We start from the raw sequence: 16,638 nt of genomic DNA, 5'->3' as shown, positions 1-16,638 counted from the left end.
TCACTCACCGCGGCTACCTGGTTCCGGATCCCAAGGACCCCCTGCGGCTTGTATGCAAGGACGGCCACGATCCCAAGATGCTGATGCCCATTCATTGGGAATGCGGTGTCGTGTTTGATTACGTTTCGGACTAGGTTCCGCTTCCGGCCTCCCCGCAAGCATCCTTGCGAGGTGACGGACTCAGAACCAGGATGAAACCACACACTGTAGGGGCACGGCGTGCCGTGTCCCTACAAAAACGACCCGGCTGAAGGTGAACAAACAAAAGCCTCACATGTTGGGTTACGCTCGCTGCGCCCGCTAACCCAACCTACAATATCTAAGAAGCAGCGTAGGTTGGGTTGAGGAACGAAACCCAACAAATACGGCCTTACATGTTGGGTTACGCTTGCTGGGCCCGCTAACCCAACCTACACGACTTGCGGCGCCCCCTGGTTTGGCTTTCAAAATAAGACGATATAGGCGCAAACAGGGCCCAAAGCGGCCAAAATCCAAACCCTCCCTCTGGGACAAGGCTGGGTGAGGGAGACTTGGTTTGGTTTCCCTCAGACTCGCTTCACAGTTCCCAAGCGCCGCAGGTGCTTCGAGAGGTTTTGACATTGTAAATTATTTTGTGTAGAAACAAATTAGTACATATACCTTTACCCTATAACTATTTGGCTGGACGGAAAATCATCATGGAGCCACAGAAACCCATCGTTACGGCCGCTTCCACCAAAAGCGTGGAAATGGCCCGGAAAGTATGGCCCTTCGTTAAGAACGATTACGAAAGCGGTCATCAGTGGAAAGCGGAAGGAAGACCGGTGGTATGGTCCTGCGCCCTGGTCGAAAAAGAGATCTACTACGCCATGGACGTGTACCCCTTTTTCCCCGAACAATTTGCGGCCCTCTGTGCGGTACGGAGACGCGGCGGAACTCGGGACCCCAACGTCGAAAAAGAGGGCGTCCGCTTTTCCCGAATCGCCGAAGCGCACGGCTATCCCTCCTATCTTTGCGGATACCACCGCGTTGGAGTGGGCTATGTCATTAACGGCGACCTCGAGGACGCACCTTTGGGGGGCATGCCTCGTCCCGATTTCATGGTCACGACCAGCACCGCCTGCGACGTTCGGTTCAAATGGTTCGAGGATATGGCCCGGCGTCTCGACGTGCCCCTCTATGTCATCGACCGTCCCGAGCGCCATGAATTCGGATTCATCACCCGACGACCGGAACAACGCGCCTTCGATTACTATAAAACCCAATTGGAAGACTGTCTCAAGTTCATCCAAGAGGTGACGGGGCACTCCTTCAGTCCGGATAAGCTCAATGAAGTGATGGACTGGTCGTATAAGCTGAACGAATTGGCCCAGGAGATTCTGGAACTTCGAAGGGCTTCCCCCTGTCCCATGAGTTGCGCCGATGAGTTCACCTTGATGTATCCCTGGATGTACAAGGCCGGAACCAAGGCGGCGTACGATTTCTATCTCGAATTGAGGGATGAAATCCGCGAGCGCGTGGCCAAGCGGATCGGGGTCGTCCCCGAGGAAAAGTTCCGACTCATGTGGATAGGGCTGCCCAACTGGTTCAACATGGCGGTCATGAACTACTTCGAGCAGTATGGAGGGGTCTTTGTACGGTCCCCGGAATATCGAGCCCTTCCTTACCCTGCCCGCAATCCGGATGATCCTGTTGGCGAGCTGGCGTATCGGTACCTGTTCGCGGGGTATGGAGCGTACGGCATGTTGAACAACATCGAAGAGATCATCAAGGATTGCCGGGATTATCGCATTGACGGTGCGGTCCTTTCTTATCTGATCACGTGTCGGCCCCACGCGTATCGTCAGGGAGAAGTGAAACATATCCTCGAGGATCTAAACATCCCCTGTGTAAGCGTGGAGGGAGACCTGGTGGACGAACGGACGTACGCCGAGTCCCAGGTGAAGAACCGTCTGGACGGGATGGCGGAGCTGATTCTGCGAAAAAAGGGGCTATAGTAACATCTAACATCTACTCTGCGTCGGCGCCATGAAGGAACGTATTATGTTTTCAGAATTTGCGAACGTTATTGAACATCGTCACGAAGCAGTCAAAAAATGGAAAGAAAAAACCGGCAAACCGGCCATGGGCTACCTCTGTTGTGTCTTTCCGGAAGAAGTCCTTTTTGCGGCGGGCGTATTGCCGGTGCGCATCGTGGGTAGCGACGAACCGATCGAGAAGGTCGACGGCCATATAACCCCTTACGGATGCACGTTCTGTCGCAAGTGCGTCGATCTGGCCGCAAAGGGGGTGTACGACTACCTGGACGCCGTGTTCATCTCGAACACCTGCGATCTCGTCAGCAACCTGGACTACTGGTGGAGAGAGTTGGCTCCCAAGGAAGGCCTGACCATTGCGGACGTACCGGTGCGCGACTACGTCAACTTTTTCAACTACCCGCAAAAAATCACCGGAAGAGATGCTGTCCCGTACACCATGAACGAACTTCGTAAGATCCAGCAGGTGGCGGAGCGCTACACACACAGCTTCATCTCCGACGAGGATCTCAAAAGAAGCCTCGAAGTGTACCAGGAGCACAATCGGCTCATGCGCGAGCTTCATCTGATCCGCCGCCGGACTCCGCCCCCCATCACCGGCTATGAAGCCTGGATGGTCGAGTTCGCGAGTCTGTTCATGCCCAAGGACGAACACAATCGACTTACAAGAAATCTGCTGGAGGCATTGAAAGACCGCCCGGACGCACCGAAGGCCGGGGTTCGACTCTATATGTCCGCTTCTTCTACCGACCAGGTCACGGCCGAATTGATTCGCCTGATAGAAGAATGCGGAGGACAGGTCGTCTCGGAGGACCTCAGCGTGCACTCGAGCTATTACTGGAGCACGTACGCCATGGACAGGCCTCCTCTGGAAGCGATTGCCAGAAGAACCCTGTCCGTCCCGTGTGCGCGTTCGGCCCCCGCGGATCCTCGCCAGGACATGCGCTGGGAACATCTGAAGAAAACCATGGCAGACTACGACATTGAAGGCGTAATTTTCTACATTCTGCTCCAGTGCGAATGCCGGGCCAGCGAGTACCCCTACCTTAAAGGGAAGATCGAAAACGAAATGAAATTGCCGGTCCTCTTTCTGGATGGAGACTATTTCGGCGTGAGTTCGGAGAAAAATCGAATAAAAATACAAGCTTTCCTGGAAATGATCCGATAAGGCATCGTGAAATACGAGGGAATTCGGTTTCTCAGCCAGGGCTATGCGGCACACCTGTTTCTTCGATGCGTTTTCTCGTAACAAAGTAGGCTCCTGTTGGATGAACATGGTTGGAATCATCTGAAACCCAAAAAGCAAGGAGATCGATCATGAGAGCGTGTTCGTTGGGAAAGTCCGTTATGGTGGCCATTGCAGTGGGTCTATTGGTCATGACATCAACCTTTGGACTGGCCGAGGCGGAGATGAAAACCCTCAAGGTGGGTTGCATCATGCCCTTTACCGGGCCTTGGGGGCTTTACGGAGTGGCTCTCGAGCCGAGCATACAGATTTACGCGGATCTGTTGAACGAGGATGGCGGCGTAAAGATCGGGGAGGATACCTACAAAATAGAGATGATCTTCGTCGATGACGCCGGCGACCCCAAGCGGGGACCACTCGCCGCCCAGGAACTGCTCCGGAAAGGGGCTGTGGCCAACGTGGGATGTTTCACCGCGACTCCGCCCATAGGGGCTGTATTGATGCCCGCAAAGGTGCTCTTTGTGGGACAGATGCAACAAAGCTTTGACTTGAAAACAGGTCGCTACTTTATCGGGTCTAACGACGAATGGGGGGCCCCATTGTACGGGGTGTACGCCGCTCTCGAGATGTGGCCGGATGCCAAGAACATCGGAATGCTTTGGTACGACTGGCAGAAGATGCAGTCCGAATTGTTAACGGAAAAAATGCTGGCGCCCGGCAACCCGGTATCGGATAAAGGCATCAAAGAAATTTCCAGGCATTACCAGGTCATGGGAGACATGGACTATACCACCGCCCTGACGAAATTCGGCAAGGACGGGGTAGACTTGATCGTAACCGGCATCGGACCCGGCGATTACGCTCAGGCCTGCAAGCAGGCTGCGGAATTAGGACTGAAGTTCCACTTCTTCAACGCCGGCACGGCTACTGATTTGGATGAATTCATCAAGAATGCCGGTTACGAAAATGCGCAGGGCGCTTCTTACAACTGGCCCTGCCCCTGGGAAATCAAGAAATCTCAGGTGGACCCGGAATTGGTGAAAATGGCCCTCAGGATCAAGGATCGCTTCAAAGAAAAATACGGCAAACCCATGACCTACCTTGGCGGCTTTGATTGGGGCATCAACCATCTGCGGATACTCCTCGACTTCTACCAGCAGGCGGGGACGTTGGACCCGGATAAAGTGATGGAAAAAGTTCGGGGGGGAACGGTAAAGGACTTCACGGGTACCTGGAAAATGGGCGGTGAGAAGACCTGGGGAGCTCCGGTGGTCAAAGGCTCGGCCTGTCTGGACGGAGTCATCAAAGGAAACGAAGTGGTGTACGGCGCCGAATATCCGATGCCTACCATCCCGTAAAGGGTTTCGGACGGTGGCCCTAGCGCACGCCGGGACGCGTTGCATCAAGCCGGCCGCGGCGGACGTTACGCAGGCTTGGGCGGACAATGACCCATGTATGCGGAACCGGCGGCGCTGAAATACACGATTCCGATGAGCGATGATCTTGGACTCGCTCCGGCGACTGAACACCTTATGGGTTTCTTGTCGCCGGAGCCCTAAGTCCGGGACTTTGTTCCGACCTTCCGACAAGACTCAAGGAGATCCTATGCCCCCAGCCGCGGTGTGGATTAACGCGCTTATCATCGCGTCCACGATTGTATTGATGTCCTCCGGCTTGGTTTTGGTCTTCAGCATCATGGGTATACTCAACTGGTCGCACGGTCAGATGTATATGGTGGGAGGGTTCATCGTATATTACGTGGCGGCCAAGCTGGGAGTGAACTATTTTGTCGCCCTTTTTGCCGCCACCGTGGTCGTCGCCGGGCTTGGCGCGGTCATCGAGAAGTGGCTTTTGCGGCCACTTTCGGATCGCGGGTTTCTGCCTGCGAGCGTCGTGGGCTTGGGACTCATTTTTGTCTTCGAAGGGGCCGTCACGATGCTTTTTGGGACCGGCATCAAATCGGTGCCCACCATTCTCGAAGGCTCGTTGCACGTGGGAAAAGTGTCCTTGAGCGTCGAGAAAATGGCCTTGGCGGGATTAGCGATAGTGGTCATGCTCGGCCTGTATCTCTTTATCTGTCATACCAGGATCGGCTTAGCCATCCGGGCCGCCGCGCAGGAGCCGGAAGTGGCCGGATTGTACGGAGTGAGTTCGGGAAGGCTCTTCTCGTTGGTGATGGCCATCGGGTGCGGATTGGCGGCCCTGGCCGGCGGCATGATAGCCCCCGTCTATTTCGTTGATCCCTGGATGGGCTCGAAACCTCTTATTACGGCCTTGCTCGCTATCGTTCTCGGGGGGCTCGGCAGTTTTCGCGGTGCTGTTGTGGGGGGAATTTTTCTCGGATTCGTCATGTCCGTTGTCGCGTACTACATATCATCCTGGTACGAACTGGTGGCGTTCCTCGCTGTCATCTTGATCATACTTCTCAGACCGCAAGGCCTGTTCGGTATGTCGGAGGCCCGGGTATGAGCCGAATGACTTCCTCCATCTCAGGATCTTCCATTGCATCGGCCGCTGTTGTTGTTTGCGCGTTTTTCTTCCCGTTCTATACGGAGGATGCGTTCGTATTGTCACTTCTCATACCAGGCATGATTTGGGCCGCCGGTTGTATGGGGTGGACAACGATTGTGAGGACCGGGCAGTTCAGTATGGGCCAAGCCGGCTTTATGACCATCGGCGGCTATACGTCGGCTCTTCTGGCCATTCACTTTCAACTCCCCTTCTGGGTGACCTTTTTTGTGGCCGGGGCGGCGGCAGCCATAATCGCCTTTTTACTCGGGACCATCGTGCTTCGGTTGGGAGGCATATTCTTCGCCATCGTGACACTCTCTTTCGCGGAAGTCATACGGGTCTTTGCCACGAACCTCACGATCACCAAAGGCTCTTACGGACTCATTCCTCCGCCCCCAACACTGGACATCGGGAGTTGGAGCGTCAATTTCGCCGTGACCAAAGTGCCGTACTACTACGTGTCTCTCCTCTTTCTCATCCTGGCGGCGATCGTATTTTGGCGCATCGACAGCAGCAGACTGGGCAGGATTTTCCGAAGCGTGTCATCCAACGACAGGCTTTCCGAACATCTCGGCATGCATCTCATGAAATACAGAGTGATGGCATTCGTAGTCGCGGGTTTTTTTACCGGCATGGCGGGCGCATTGTACTGTCATTATCTGTTTTTCATGGGCCCCACCTTGTTTGGGCTGTGGGAATCCATCATGATTCTTATCATGTGCACCGTAGGCGGCGTGCGTTCCGCAGTGGCCGGACCGATCATCGGCGCTTTGCTCCTGTCCATCAGCGGGGATTATCTGTCGACTCTTGTCAAAGGCGCGAAGCCTTTGGCATTCGGCTTGCTCGTTGTCTTTGTGGTTTTCTTCCTGCCCGGCGGCGTGATTGATGTGAAACGTCCTATCCAGCGGCTGTTTTCCCGGGAGAAGAAAAACGCGGAAGGCTTGCAGCCCTCTGCTTAGGTGACTTTTACCATGGTAGGATGGGTGCGCTTTGGCATTACTTGAGCTACAGAACGTGTCGAAACATTTCGGTAAACTGGCCGCTCTCTCGAACGTAAGCCTCGAAATCGAACGAGGGGAGTTTGTCGGCCTGGTCGGGCCCAATGGCTCGGGCAAGACGACGTTGTTCAACGTCGTGAGCGGATTCTACAGTCCTTCCGGCGGGAAGGTATACTACAACGGAGAAGACATCACCGGGTTGAGGCCGGACAAAATAACGTCGAAAGGCCTCGTTCGTACCTTCCAGTCCAATATCTTATACAAAGAGGCCACCGCTCTCGAAAACCTGGTCCGGGCTTCCTACCTTCACTCGACCACGAACTCCTGGAAGGCTTTTTTCAACACCCGGGATTACCGCGAAAACGAGAAGGCCATTTTCGAGCGGGCCGAGGCGGCGCTCGCCCATTGGGGGCTCGAAGAGGTCCGGGACGTGTTGGCGGACGAATTGCCGCACGGACATCAACGGCGATTGGGGTTGGCCGTGGCAGTGGCGGCGGACCCCGAGCTGCTGCTGCTGGATGAGCCCCTAGCGGGGATGAGCGGGGAAGAGCGACTCGTGGTGATGGAACATGTGAGGGAACTTTCCAACCAGGGTATGACCATCGTTTTGGTGGAACACCACGTGAAAACGGTCTTGAACCTGTGCGAACGACTTCTCGCGCTGGACTACGGCATCAAGATCGCCGATGGAAAGCCGGAGGAAGTGACTTGTCAGAAAGACGTTGTTGAAGCCTACTTGGGTGCGGAAGAGGTGGTCGACCAGTGCTCTTAAGATTAGTGAATCTCAGGGTTTTCTACGATAAGGTGGAAGCTGTAAACGGCATTGATCTATCGATGGAGGAAGGTGAATTCATCACCGTCATCGGCGCCAACGGAGCGGGCAAGACCTCGACACTTAATGCCATCAGCGGTCTGACGAAACGTGAAGGCGAGATATCCTTTCGAGGCGAAAGAATCGATATGTTGCCTCCCCCGAAGGTCGCAGCCAGGGGCGTTATCCAAGTGCCCGAAGGCGGAAAGGTGTTTCCCCGGCTCTCGGTGCTGGATAATTTGAACATGGGCGCTTACCTGGTAAGAGACAAACGTGAGATTGCCGCCGGGCTGGAAAGAGTCTTCAGCTTTTTCCCCGTGCTTAAAGAACGATCCGCACAGCGAGCGGACAGTCTCTCGGGCGGCGAGCGACAGATGCTGGCCACAGGCCGCGCGCTCATGGCAAAGCCTGTTCTCCTTTTGATGGATGAGCCCACTTTGGGTCTAAGTCCGCTGTTGTGCCAGAGATTGGCTCAACAAATCACAAGTATAAACCGGGAAGGCATCGCCATCGTACTGGTCGAGCAGAATGCGCGAATGGCGCTGAAACTGAGCACCCGTGGATACGTTTTCGAGCGAGGACGGATTGTCCTAGAGGGCAACAGCGGCGATCTCATACAAATGGATGAAATCAAGAAAGCGTATCTGGGCATTTAGCGTCTATACACGCGTCTCTGTCGTATCGTCGAATGTGGAGGTTAAGCAATTGATATCCGAACCTATTCCAGCTCGAGAGCTGATTGAAACGGCCCTGGGAAACCGCCCCGCCGATCTGGTCATAACCAACGGAACCCTGGTCGACGTGTATTCTAAGAGGCTGATTCCGCGCCGTTCCGTGGCCGTTTACGATAAATGGATTGTATACGTCGGGCCTGACGCCGGACATACCATAAACGACCAAACCCAGGTCATCGAGGCGGAGGGTCGTTTAATCTGTCCCGGATATATCGATGCCCATACCCACCTGGCCAATTGTTGGAGCATATCCGATTTTCTCGGCTACGCCCTTCCCTGCGGAGTGACTACCTTTATCACCGAAGTGGAAAGCTATGCCCTGGCCCTTGGGGCTGATGGCTTCAAAGCATTTCTCGATCAGATCGAGCCCATTCCCGCCAAAGTGTTTGCGCTCATACCGCCCCTGATTTCCGCCAGCCCGGCCGTCGAACATCTCTACGTGGACCGCGACACGGCCAGGGAACTCCTGAAAGACCCGCGCGTATTGGGAATAGGCGAATCGTACTGGCAGAGAATCGTACTGAAAGACGACGATCGTGTTCTAGGATTGATTCAGGACACGATAAACGCGGGAAAATCCGTGCAGGGCCATGCCGCAGGGGCCTTCGACAGAAAACTGTCGGCGTACGCCGCGTCCGGCGCGGTCTCCTGCCACGAAGCCATTACCACGGAAGATGTTTTGTCGCGACTGGAGCTCGGTTACTACACGATGATCCGGGAAGGAGATATCCGCCGGGATCTCGAGATCATCCTGCCCCTGAAAGATCGGATTGACACGAGAAGACTGATTCTGGTCACGGACGGAACCAACCCTTCGCTCCTGGTAAAGCAGGGTTATCTGGTCGACGTAATCCAAAAAGCCGTGGACATGGGTTTCGATCCGCTGGAAGTCCTGCAAATGGTTACATTGAATCCGGCGCAGCATTTCGGTCTCGACGCCCTGACCGGGGGCATCGCACCCGGACGTCGCGCCGATATCCTTCTCCTTCCCGAACCCGGGAACATGAGCCCGGATCTCGTGATATCCGACGGCCGAGTAGTGGCTGAAAAGGGAGACATTCGCATTGCCCTCGAACGAGTACCCCACCCGGAAGCCTTTTACCATACGCTCCGAACAGGTCCCGTTTCTGCTGCGGACCTCTCGGCGCCAGCTTCTAATTCCGCTTCCGACCACCGCATACGCATTATGGAAATCCAGCCCGGAGGGCTAGTTACCCGCGAACAGACAGTGGAAGGCAAAGTCGAAGGTGGGGACTATGTGGCTGATGTTGAAAACGACCTGTTGAAGGTCGTGTTTATTGAACGGGTGACCGGTAAAGGCGAACGGTTCACGGGCTTTATCAAAGGATGGGGCCAGAAGAAAGGCGCCGTGGCCAGCAGCCTGTGCTGGGATGCCTCGGGCGTCATGGCCATTGGAACCAATGAAAACGATATCGCCCTGGCCATCAACCGGATCATTGATTTGAGGGGCGGCACTACCCTGTTCGTGGATGGTGAGTTGAAGCTGGAGATACCGTTCAGCGTTGGCGGATGCGTCTCGGAATTGGGGATCCGGGAGCTTGCCGAAAGGCTCGAACGTTTTCAACAGATGGTGGCGAGTTTGGGCTCTGAACTCGATTCCGCCCACCTCACGCTCAATACGCTGAGCACGGCCGCCATTCCTTTTATCAGAATGACCGAGCAGGGATATTACCGTTTCAGAGAAAATGATATTGTTGGACTAGGATAGACACGAACTCGATGTCCGGATTTGAACCGGTTCCTGTAACATGCGGACGCAACGGCCGGAGCAGGCCCAAGATTCCCGGATATCATCTCCGGATAATACCGGCAAAGGAGATCCCAAATGGACGAGGCAATTCTAAGGGCGCTCTGCGACAACCTTAACGTCAGAGGGGGCTCCATACCGGCTATGGCGTGTCCCCAGATGTTCGAACTTCTGGACGAACTTTTTACCCTCGAGGAAGCCGAGGTCGCCTGCAAGATGCCGGCGGCGGCTGTTTCGGCCCGGGATCTGTCGGAAAGCTTAGGCAGACCCATAGAGGAAATCCTGCCTCTCCTGGAATCCATGGCCGACAAGGCGACGGTGGTCTCCCGAACAAAGGACGGCGTGGTGCTGTACAAATTGATGCCTATTATGCCGGGCATTTTTGAATTCCAGTTCATGCGGGGCGCCAAGACCGAGCGCGACCGTCGTTTGGCCAAGCTGTTCAGACGATATTTGAATTTGGCCGAAGCCGAAACGGAAAAGGCCATTCCCATCCCAAAGGACGTAACGCCCTTCATGCGGGTCCTCCCTGTGGAAAGGACCATTGAAGTAGCCCCTCAGGTCTATACGTTCGAGCAGCTCTCGAAATATATCGACTCGGCGGACGCGATTTCCGTGGGGCACTGCTACTGCCGTCACGAGGCCTATCTGTTGGGAGAGGAACTGTGCGACACACCCGTCGAGTGCTGCATGAGTTTCGGACCCGGAGCCGAATATACCGCCGAAAGGGGCATTGCCCGCGCCGTAACGAAGCAAGAAGCCAGGGAGATTCTGGAACGCTGCGAAAAGAGCGGTCTGGTGCACATGAGCTCCAATACGACAAAGTACCTCGAGTTCATATGCAATTGCTGCGGTTGCCATTGCGGCGTCCTAAAAAAGCTGAATGAAATGGGCCGGCCCGTCTGGTCCGCAACTTCGGGATATCAGGCCCGGGTCCGGGAGGAAACCTGTGACGGGTGCGGTACGTGCGAGGAATATTGCCAGATGAAAGCCGTTTCCCTGAGTGATGACGGCGTCAGCGTAATCGATGAAATCCGCTGTATCGGGTGCGGTATTTGCGCAAGTCTCTGCCCGTCGGAGGCCATTTCCATGGAATTGCGGGAAGAAATACCCAACCCGCCGGAAACGCCCAAGGACCTGCGGACGGCTATTATGAAGGATTTTCAGCGCGCCATGAGTAAGCAGAAGTAGATATCCCCGCCCCGCCTTCCGATGAAGCCCGGGGCGTTCGCCTTCGATTCAATTGTCCACCATCAGTATTGAAAGGGATTCCGATGGCAGAGAAGTTCGTAAGCGAAAGGAACCTGCGGTTTTTGCTGTATGAAGTCTTCGACGTAGAATCGCTTACCCGGTATCCGGTATATGAGGAGCACAACAGGGACATTTTCGGTATCGTGCTGGAAACCGCGTTGAAAATGGGGCGCGATCTTTTTCGACCTTGTTTTCAGGAAATGGACCGGAATCCTCCTGAATTTGTGGACAACGAAGTGAGAGTCCACCCTATGGTGGCCACGATCCTGAGGCAGTTGGGAGAAGGCGGATGGATCTCGGCCAACGCTCCTTATGAATTGGGCGGCCAACAGCTTCCTCATCTCGTCACGGCTCCCTGTCGCTTCGTTTTCAGCGCGGCCAACTATTCAGCCAGTGTCTACGCGTTCCTAAGCACAGGCGCGGCCCACCTCATCGAATCCTTCGGTTCCCAACAGCTGATCGACACGTACGTCCCCAAGATGTTCGAAGGCGAATGGCAGGGAACCATGGCTTTGACCGAACCGCAGGCCGGCAGCTCCCTGACCGACATCTCGACTCAGGCCATACCCGCGGATCCGGGTTACTATAAGATCCGGGGACAGAAGATCTTTATCTCGGCGGCGGACCATACGGGAGTCGAGAATGTGGTGCACCTGATGCTGGCCAAAATTCCGGGAGCGCCGCCGGGCGTGAAAGGCATATCCTTGTTCGTGGTCCCCAAGAAACGGATCGAAAAAGACGGAACCCTGGTGAGCAACGACGTCAACGTGGCCGGAATCTATCACAAGCTCGGTTATCGAGGATCTCCCATTGTCCAGCTCAGTCTCGGGGAAAAGGATGACTGTCGAGGATACCTGGTCGGAGAGGCTCACAAGGGCCTTTCGTACATGTTCCAAATGATGAACGAAGGTAGAATCGACGTGGCTATAGGCGCCACGGGCATAGCATCGGCCGCCTATTACGCCTCCCTGGAATACGCAAAGACCCGACCCCAGGGAAGAAGGCTTTCGGCCAAGGATCCCACCGCGCCGCCCGTACCCATCATCGAGCATCCGGACGTCAGGAGGATGCTGCTCTTCCAGCGCGCCGTGGTGGACGGCTCCCTCTCCCTTCTGCTCCAGTGTTCCAAGTACGTGGATATGATCAAGGTCTCGGAGGGCGAAGAGAAAGAGCGTTACGCTTTGCTGCTGGATATCCTGACGCCGGCAGCCAAAACCTATCCGTCGGAAATGGGAGTGTTGTCCGTCAGCCAGGGGCTTCAATGCCTGGGGGGCTACGGATACTGCGACGAATTCCCTTTGGAGCAGCACTACAGGGATGCCCGTATTCACCCTATCCATGAGGGCACCACCGGCATCCAGGGACTCGACCTATTGGGCCGAAAAGTCACCATGAAGGATGGTAAGGCCTTCTCCCTGTATGTGGACGAAGTAGAGAACGCCATACAGTCGGCGGGCGCCATTCCCGGTCTCGAGTGGTACGCCCGAAGACTCGAGGAAGCCCTCGAGAAACTTCAGAGCAGTACGTCTCACCTCCTTCAATTCGCCATGGCCGGAGATGTCGAACGCTTTCTTGCCGACGCCACCCATTATCTCGAACTGTTCGGCATCGTCACCATTGCATGGCAATGGCTCCTACAAGGAATGGCCGCACAAAATGCGCTGGGGGGGAGTTTGTCGGAAGCGGAAACCAACTTCTACCAGGGCAAGATGCATACCCTGGCATACTTTTTCCGATACGAGCTGCCCAAAATCGAGGGGTTGACCCGGTTAGTGGCGGAGAGCGATGGTTTGACCGTCAAGGTGAACGAGTCCCATTTCTCCGACTGATCGGGGCCGCTTTCCGGACTCGATTTTCAGCAGGTTAGGTTAGCGAGTGTTGCTCAACACCCTGAATGTATTGGATTACGCTTGCTCGCTAACCCGGCCCTTACCATAACAAAACCCGCCTAAAGGCATGAAAGGTGCACTATGAACAAATCGACGGTCAGCATAGTCAAATATGAGCATCCGTTGGAATCGGTCAGGAAGGCTGTGGAACTTTGCCGGGGACTCGAGAGTCTCCCAGCGAACGCCAAGGTGTTCATCAAGCCCAACATCGTCTTGTGGACCCGTTTCGTGCCGTTTCCCAAATGGGGTGTCATCACGACATCCAGGGTCGTGGAGGACATGGTGGTGCTGCTCAAGGAACACGGAATTCAGGACATCACCATCGGCGAAGGCTCCGTCATGATGAATCCCAAAGACAGGGAAACTCCGGCCCACGCCTTCCGCACCCTCGGTTACGACATGCTCAAAGAACGGTATGGCGTGAACTATGTCAACGTGTTCGAACGCCCCTTCGAAAGCGTAGACGTGGGCGACGGGATAAAACTGAATTACAATGTGGACGCGCTGCAGAGTGACTTTGTAGTGGACCTGCCCGTGTTAAAGACTCACGCGGCCACGGTGGTCAGCCTGGGTATCAAGAACCTGAAGGGTCTGATCGATATCTCGTCCCGAAAAAAATGCCACAATGCGGATCCGGTGAAGGATCTCCATTACATGGTCTCGAAGCTGGCCAATCCCATGCCCCCAATGCTCACGCTCCTTGACGGCATTTACACCAACGAACGGGGTCCCGCCCTCGACGGCCGCATGCGAAGAAGCAATATCCTGGCCGCGTCAACGGACGTCCTTTCCGCGGACATGGTAGGGGCCGAGATACTTGGCTACGAGCTTTCGGAAGTCCCGCACCTGGCCCATGCGGCTCGCGACAGAGGACGTCCCCTCGATCTGTCGGATATCGAGGTGGCCGGGGAGCGGATCGAAAACGTGGCCTCACGGCACGAATACGATTTCCCGTTCAACGAAGACAATACGCTACCCATGCCTTTCGTAAAGAAGGGCATACAAGGCCTGTCGTACCGCAAATACGATATCACTCTGTGCACCTATTGCACGGGGATTAACGGAGCCGCCCTGGCGGCCGTGGCCCAGGCATGGGACGGAACCCCGTGGGACGACGTGGAAGTGCTTACAGGAAAGGTGATGAAGCCCACTCCCGGTAAGAAAAAAACCATATTGCTCGGAAAGTGCATGTACCAGGCCAACAAAGACAATCCCGACATACAGGAGATGATCGCGGTCAAGGGATGTCCCCCCTCGCCCAAATCCGTGGTCAAGGCCTTCCACCAGGCCGGAATCAACGTGGATCCGGCTATATTCGACAACATGGAGCAGATGCCTGGGCTCTACATGAAACGATACGCGGACAAGCCCGAGTTTGAAGAAGCGTTTTTCAAGGTCGGGTAGACGGCTGATTACCCAAAATGGTTTGTAACTACCGAGTTGCATAAATTCATTACCGCTCTTCCGTGGTGCGGCAAAGTTTAGGAATTTTGAAAGGAGTCCGAGGGAAACTTTTTGAGGTTTTCCTCAGCTACAAGAGATATATCGTTCTTGCAGCTCGAACATCGTTGCGGAGGTTTGATGACAACGAACAAAGAACTGAGCCTAAATGCGAAAGAATGCGCCAAGGCCCACGGCGCGAATCTCGTCGGCGTGGTCCGAGTGACCGACTTGCCGGAACACGAGTCCACGATCTCGAGGATACTGCCGTCCGCCCGGTCCGTCATGGTGGTGGCGGCCACGCACAGCCGGACCGCCATATCGTCGGACAACAATCAGGCCGCGCAGTTTGATACGATTTATACTTACAATGAGTGCTCGGGCGCGGCTCACGCCGCAGCCCGGTATCTCGAGTCCCAAGGCTTCCCTTCGGCCGCCGTGCCTGCTTTCCTTCCCATCGACATGGGCGAGACCAAGAAAGGCATGAGGGGAGACATTTGCTGGCGCCGAACCGCTGTCCGGGCCGGACTGGGTTCCTACGGAGAGAACGGTCTTTTGGTGACACGGGAATACGGCGCCGCCGTGCGCTTATCCGGCGTGGTGACCGCGGCCGAATTGGAACCCGGTACTCCACTCGAGAAGGACGTCTGCGACCATTGCATGCGATGCGTCGAGGCCTGTCCGGCGGGGGCCCTTTCGGGAGAAGGAAAGATCGACAAGAAGCTCTGCGGAGACGTCATTTTTAAATACGGGTTTCGGTATTTCCACCAATTCATCAAGGGCCTCATTGGAAAACAGGCAGAACAACTCGAAGAGATCGTCCAGGGCCAAGGCCTGATGGAAATATGGCAGAACTTTATGACAGGCAACTACTACTATTGTTTTCAGTGTCAGTCCCAATGTCCGGCGACAAAGCAGCCTTCTGTCAGGAGCACTCATGGATGAATCCGTACTTCTTATAGAAAAAAGCGAAGGCATCGCCACCCTCACGCTCAATCGGCCGCAAGCCATGAACGCCCTTTCCACTGAACTCCGGAGTCATCTCAAACAGGCGTTCGAGGAACTGCGATCCGATCCGGGCATAGGGGTCGTTATCCTCACCGGGAACGGGCGCGCGTTCTGCGGAGGCCTTGACCTGAAGGAACTGTCCACGGACGGCATAATTCCCATAGGCACGCCCGAATGCGAACACGGCGATTTTTTTGCAAAAATGCGCGAATTCGACCGGCCCATCATCGGAGCCGTAAACGGGATCGCCGTTACCGGCGGACTTGAAGTCGCCCTGTCGTGCGACCTCCTCATCGCCTCGTCGGAAGCCCGCTTCGCGGACACGCATGCACGGGTCGGTCTCCTACCGGGCCGTGGGCTCAGCCAGAAGCTCGCCCGGCTTATCGGCGTCGCGCGCGCAAAGGAGATGTCCTTCACGGGTAACTTTCTCACCGCCGAACAGGCGCTCAACTGGGGGCTGGTCAACCGCGTCACGTCCCCCGAAGAACTGATGCCCACCTGCAGGGCCCTGGCCAAAGACATGCTGTCCTGCGTCCCGAAGATCGTCCGCGGATACAAACGCTTGATCGACCGCGGCTACGCAACCACCCTGTCGGAAGGCCTGGAACTCGAGGAGCGCACCGCCATCGAGCAGTATAAGGAAATCACCCCCGAGTGGATCGAGTCCCGCGTCCGCCAAGTGAAGGAGCGGGGCCGCAAGCAGTCGAAGAAATAGAAGGGACAGGATTGTGCGAGGGGGGAAAACTTTTGAAAAAGTTTTCCCCCCTTTCACCCCCCTTACAAAACTTTTTATGCAGGCGCCGCCCATCGACAAGCTCAGGGCAGGCTCCTTCGGAAGGCGCCTAAGGCACAATTGTGTTATCGGCCGGATTCTCATGCCGGGCTTGTAGATACCGTCTTGAGAGTCAAGGCGGAATTCCGAAATTTTGATGTCTTTTGCTCTTTGAAAACATAAAGAATGCCTCCGACCTCTCAAGGATAGCATGGGCGCGATCTCAGTAAAGGCTGCCCTCCGGCTCGCTGTCGC

General features: G+C 55.5%; 13 protein-coding genes. All 13 read left to right on the top strand.

Features of this window, described 5'->3' with window-relative positions; all coding sequences use genetic code 11:
• Positions 1-677: 677 nt before the first annotated feature.
• Complete coding sequence (locus HY788_24435; GenBank protein MBI4777294.1) at positions 678-1,976, top strand: 2-hydroxyacyl-CoA dehydratase; 1,299 nt, start codon at positions 678-680, stop codon at positions 1,974-1,976.
• Between the two features lie 46 nt (positions 1,977-2,022).
• Positions 2,023-3,183, top strand: coding sequence for a 2-hydroxyacyl-CoA dehydratase (locus HY788_24430; protein ID MBI4777293.1), 1,161 nt, complete (start codon positions 2,023-2,025; stop codon positions 3,181-3,183).
• Between the two features lie 149 nt (positions 3,184-3,332).
• A complete protein-coding gene (locus tag HY788_24425; GenBank protein MBI4777292.1) occupies positions 3,333-4,559 on the top strand; it encodes an ABC transporter substrate-binding protein in 1,227 nt (408 codons plus the stop codon).
• Positions 4,560-4,806: 247 nt separating this feature from the next.
• Positions 4,807-5,670 (top strand): branched-chain amino acid ABC transporter permease, encoded by an 864-nt coding sequence (locus HY788_24420; GenBank protein MBI4777291.1) that lies wholly within the window; start codon positions 4,807-4,809, stop codon positions 5,668-5,670.
• Positions 5,667-6,671 (top strand): branched-chain amino acid ABC transporter permease, encoded by a 1,005-nt coding sequence (locus HY788_24415; GenBank protein ID MBI4777290.1) that lies wholly within the window; start codon positions 5,667-5,669, stop codon positions 6,669-6,671. The genes HY788_24420 and HY788_24415 overlap by 4 nt, the downstream gene beginning before the upstream one ends.
• Positions 6,672-6,702: 31 nt before the next feature.
• Positions 6,703-7,482: an ABC transporter ATP-binding protein gene (locus HY788_24410; protein MBI4777289.1), complete on the top strand. Its 780-nt coding sequence runs from the start codon at positions 6,703-6,705 to the stop codon at positions 7,480-7,482.
• A 62-nt stretch (positions 7,483-7,544) separates the two neighbouring features.
• A complete protein-coding gene (locus tag HY788_24405) occupies positions 7,545-8,177 on the top strand; it encodes an ABC transporter ATP-binding protein (GenBank protein MBI4777288.1) in 633 nt (210 codons plus the stop codon).
• Positions 8,178-8,226: 49 nt separating this feature from the next.
• Positions 8,227-9,984, top strand: a complete 1,758-nt coding sequence (locus HY788_24400) for an adenine deaminase (protein MBI4777287.1) — start codon at positions 8,227-8,229, stop codon at positions 9,982-9,984.
• 117 nt (positions 9,985-10,101) lie between these two features.
• Positions 10,102-11,214: a 4Fe-4S binding protein gene (locus HY788_24395; GenBank protein MBI4777286.1), complete on the top strand. Its 1,113-nt coding sequence runs from the start codon at positions 10,102-10,104 to the stop codon at positions 11,212-11,214.
• Positions 11,215-11,297: 83 nt separating this feature from the next.
• Positions 11,298-13,103 carry an acyl-CoA dehydrogenase gene (locus HY788_24390; GenBank protein ID MBI4777285.1) on the top strand — a complete coding sequence of 602 codons (1,806 nt, stop codon included), beginning with the start codon at positions 11,298-11,300 and terminating at the stop codon, positions 13,101-13,103.
• Between the two features lie 141 nt (positions 13,104-13,244).
• A complete protein-coding gene (locus HY788_24385; protein MBI4777284.1) occupies positions 13,245-14,567 on the top strand; it encodes a DUF362 domain-containing protein in 1,323 nt (440 codons plus the stop codon).
• Positions 14,568-14,744: 177 nt separating this feature from the next.
• On the top strand, positions 14,745-15,548 hold the full coding sequence (locus HY788_24380; protein ID MBI4777283.1) for an epoxyqueuosine reductase: 804 nt from the start codon (positions 14,745-14,747) through the stop codon (positions 15,546-15,548).
• On the top strand, positions 15,541-16,326 hold the full coding sequence (locus tag HY788_24375; protein ID MBI4777282.1) for an enoyl-CoA hydratase: 786 nt from the start codon (positions 15,541-15,543) through the stop codon (positions 16,324-16,326). Before HY788_24380 ends, HY788_24375 begins: the two co-directional genes overlap by 8 nt.
• The last annotated feature ends 312 nt before the right edge of the window (positions 16,327-16,638 follow it).

Source organism: Deltaproteobacteria bacterium (genome assembly GCA_016208165.1).
Taxonomy (GTDB): Bacteria; Desulfobacterota; Desulfarculia; order JACQYL01; family JACQYL01; genus JACQYL01.
This window is presented reverse-complemented; position numbering and strand designations above follow the sequence as displayed.

Coding starts and splice junctions, on each gene's coding strand:
- HY788_24435 (MBI4777294.1), top strand. CDS start 678: ATGGAGCCACAGAAACCCATCGTTACGGCCGCTTCCACCAAAAGCGTG.
- HY788_24430 (MBI4777293.1), top strand. CDS start 2,023: ATGTTTTCAGAATTTGCGAACGTTATTGAACATCGTCACGAAGCAGTC.
- HY788_24425 (MBI4777292.1), top strand. CDS start 3,333: ATGAGAGCGTGTTCGTTGGGAAAGTCCGTTATGGTGGCCATTGCAGTG.
- HY788_24420 (MBI4777291.1), top strand. CDS start 4,807: ATGCCCCCAGCCGCGGTGTGGATTAACGCGCTTATCATCGCGTCCACG.
- HY788_24415 (MBI4777290.1), top strand. CDS start 5,667: ATGAGCCGAATGACTTCCTCCATCTCAGGATCTTCCATTGCATCGGCC.
- HY788_24405 (MBI4777288.1), top strand. CDS start 7,545: ATGGAGGAAGGTGAATTCATCACCGTCATCGGCGCCAACGGAGCGGGC.
- HY788_24395 (MBI4777286.1), top strand. CDS start 10,102: ATGGACGAGGCAATTCTAAGGGCGCTCTGCGACAACCTTAACGTCAGA.
- HY788_24390 (MBI4777285.1), top strand. CDS start 11,298: ATGGCAGAGAAGTTCGTAAGCGAAAGGAACCTGCGGTTTTTGCTGTAT.
- HY788_24385 (MBI4777284.1), top strand. CDS start 13,245: ATGAACAAATCGACGGTCAGCATAGTCAAATATGAGCATCCGTTGGAA.
- HY788_24380 (MBI4777283.1), top strand. CDS start 14,745: ATGACAACGAACAAAGAACTGAGCCTAAATGCGAAAGAATGCGCCAAG.
- HY788_24375 (MBI4777282.1), top strand. CDS start 15,541: ATGGATGAATCCGTACTTCTTATAGAAAAAAGCGAAGGCATCGCCACC.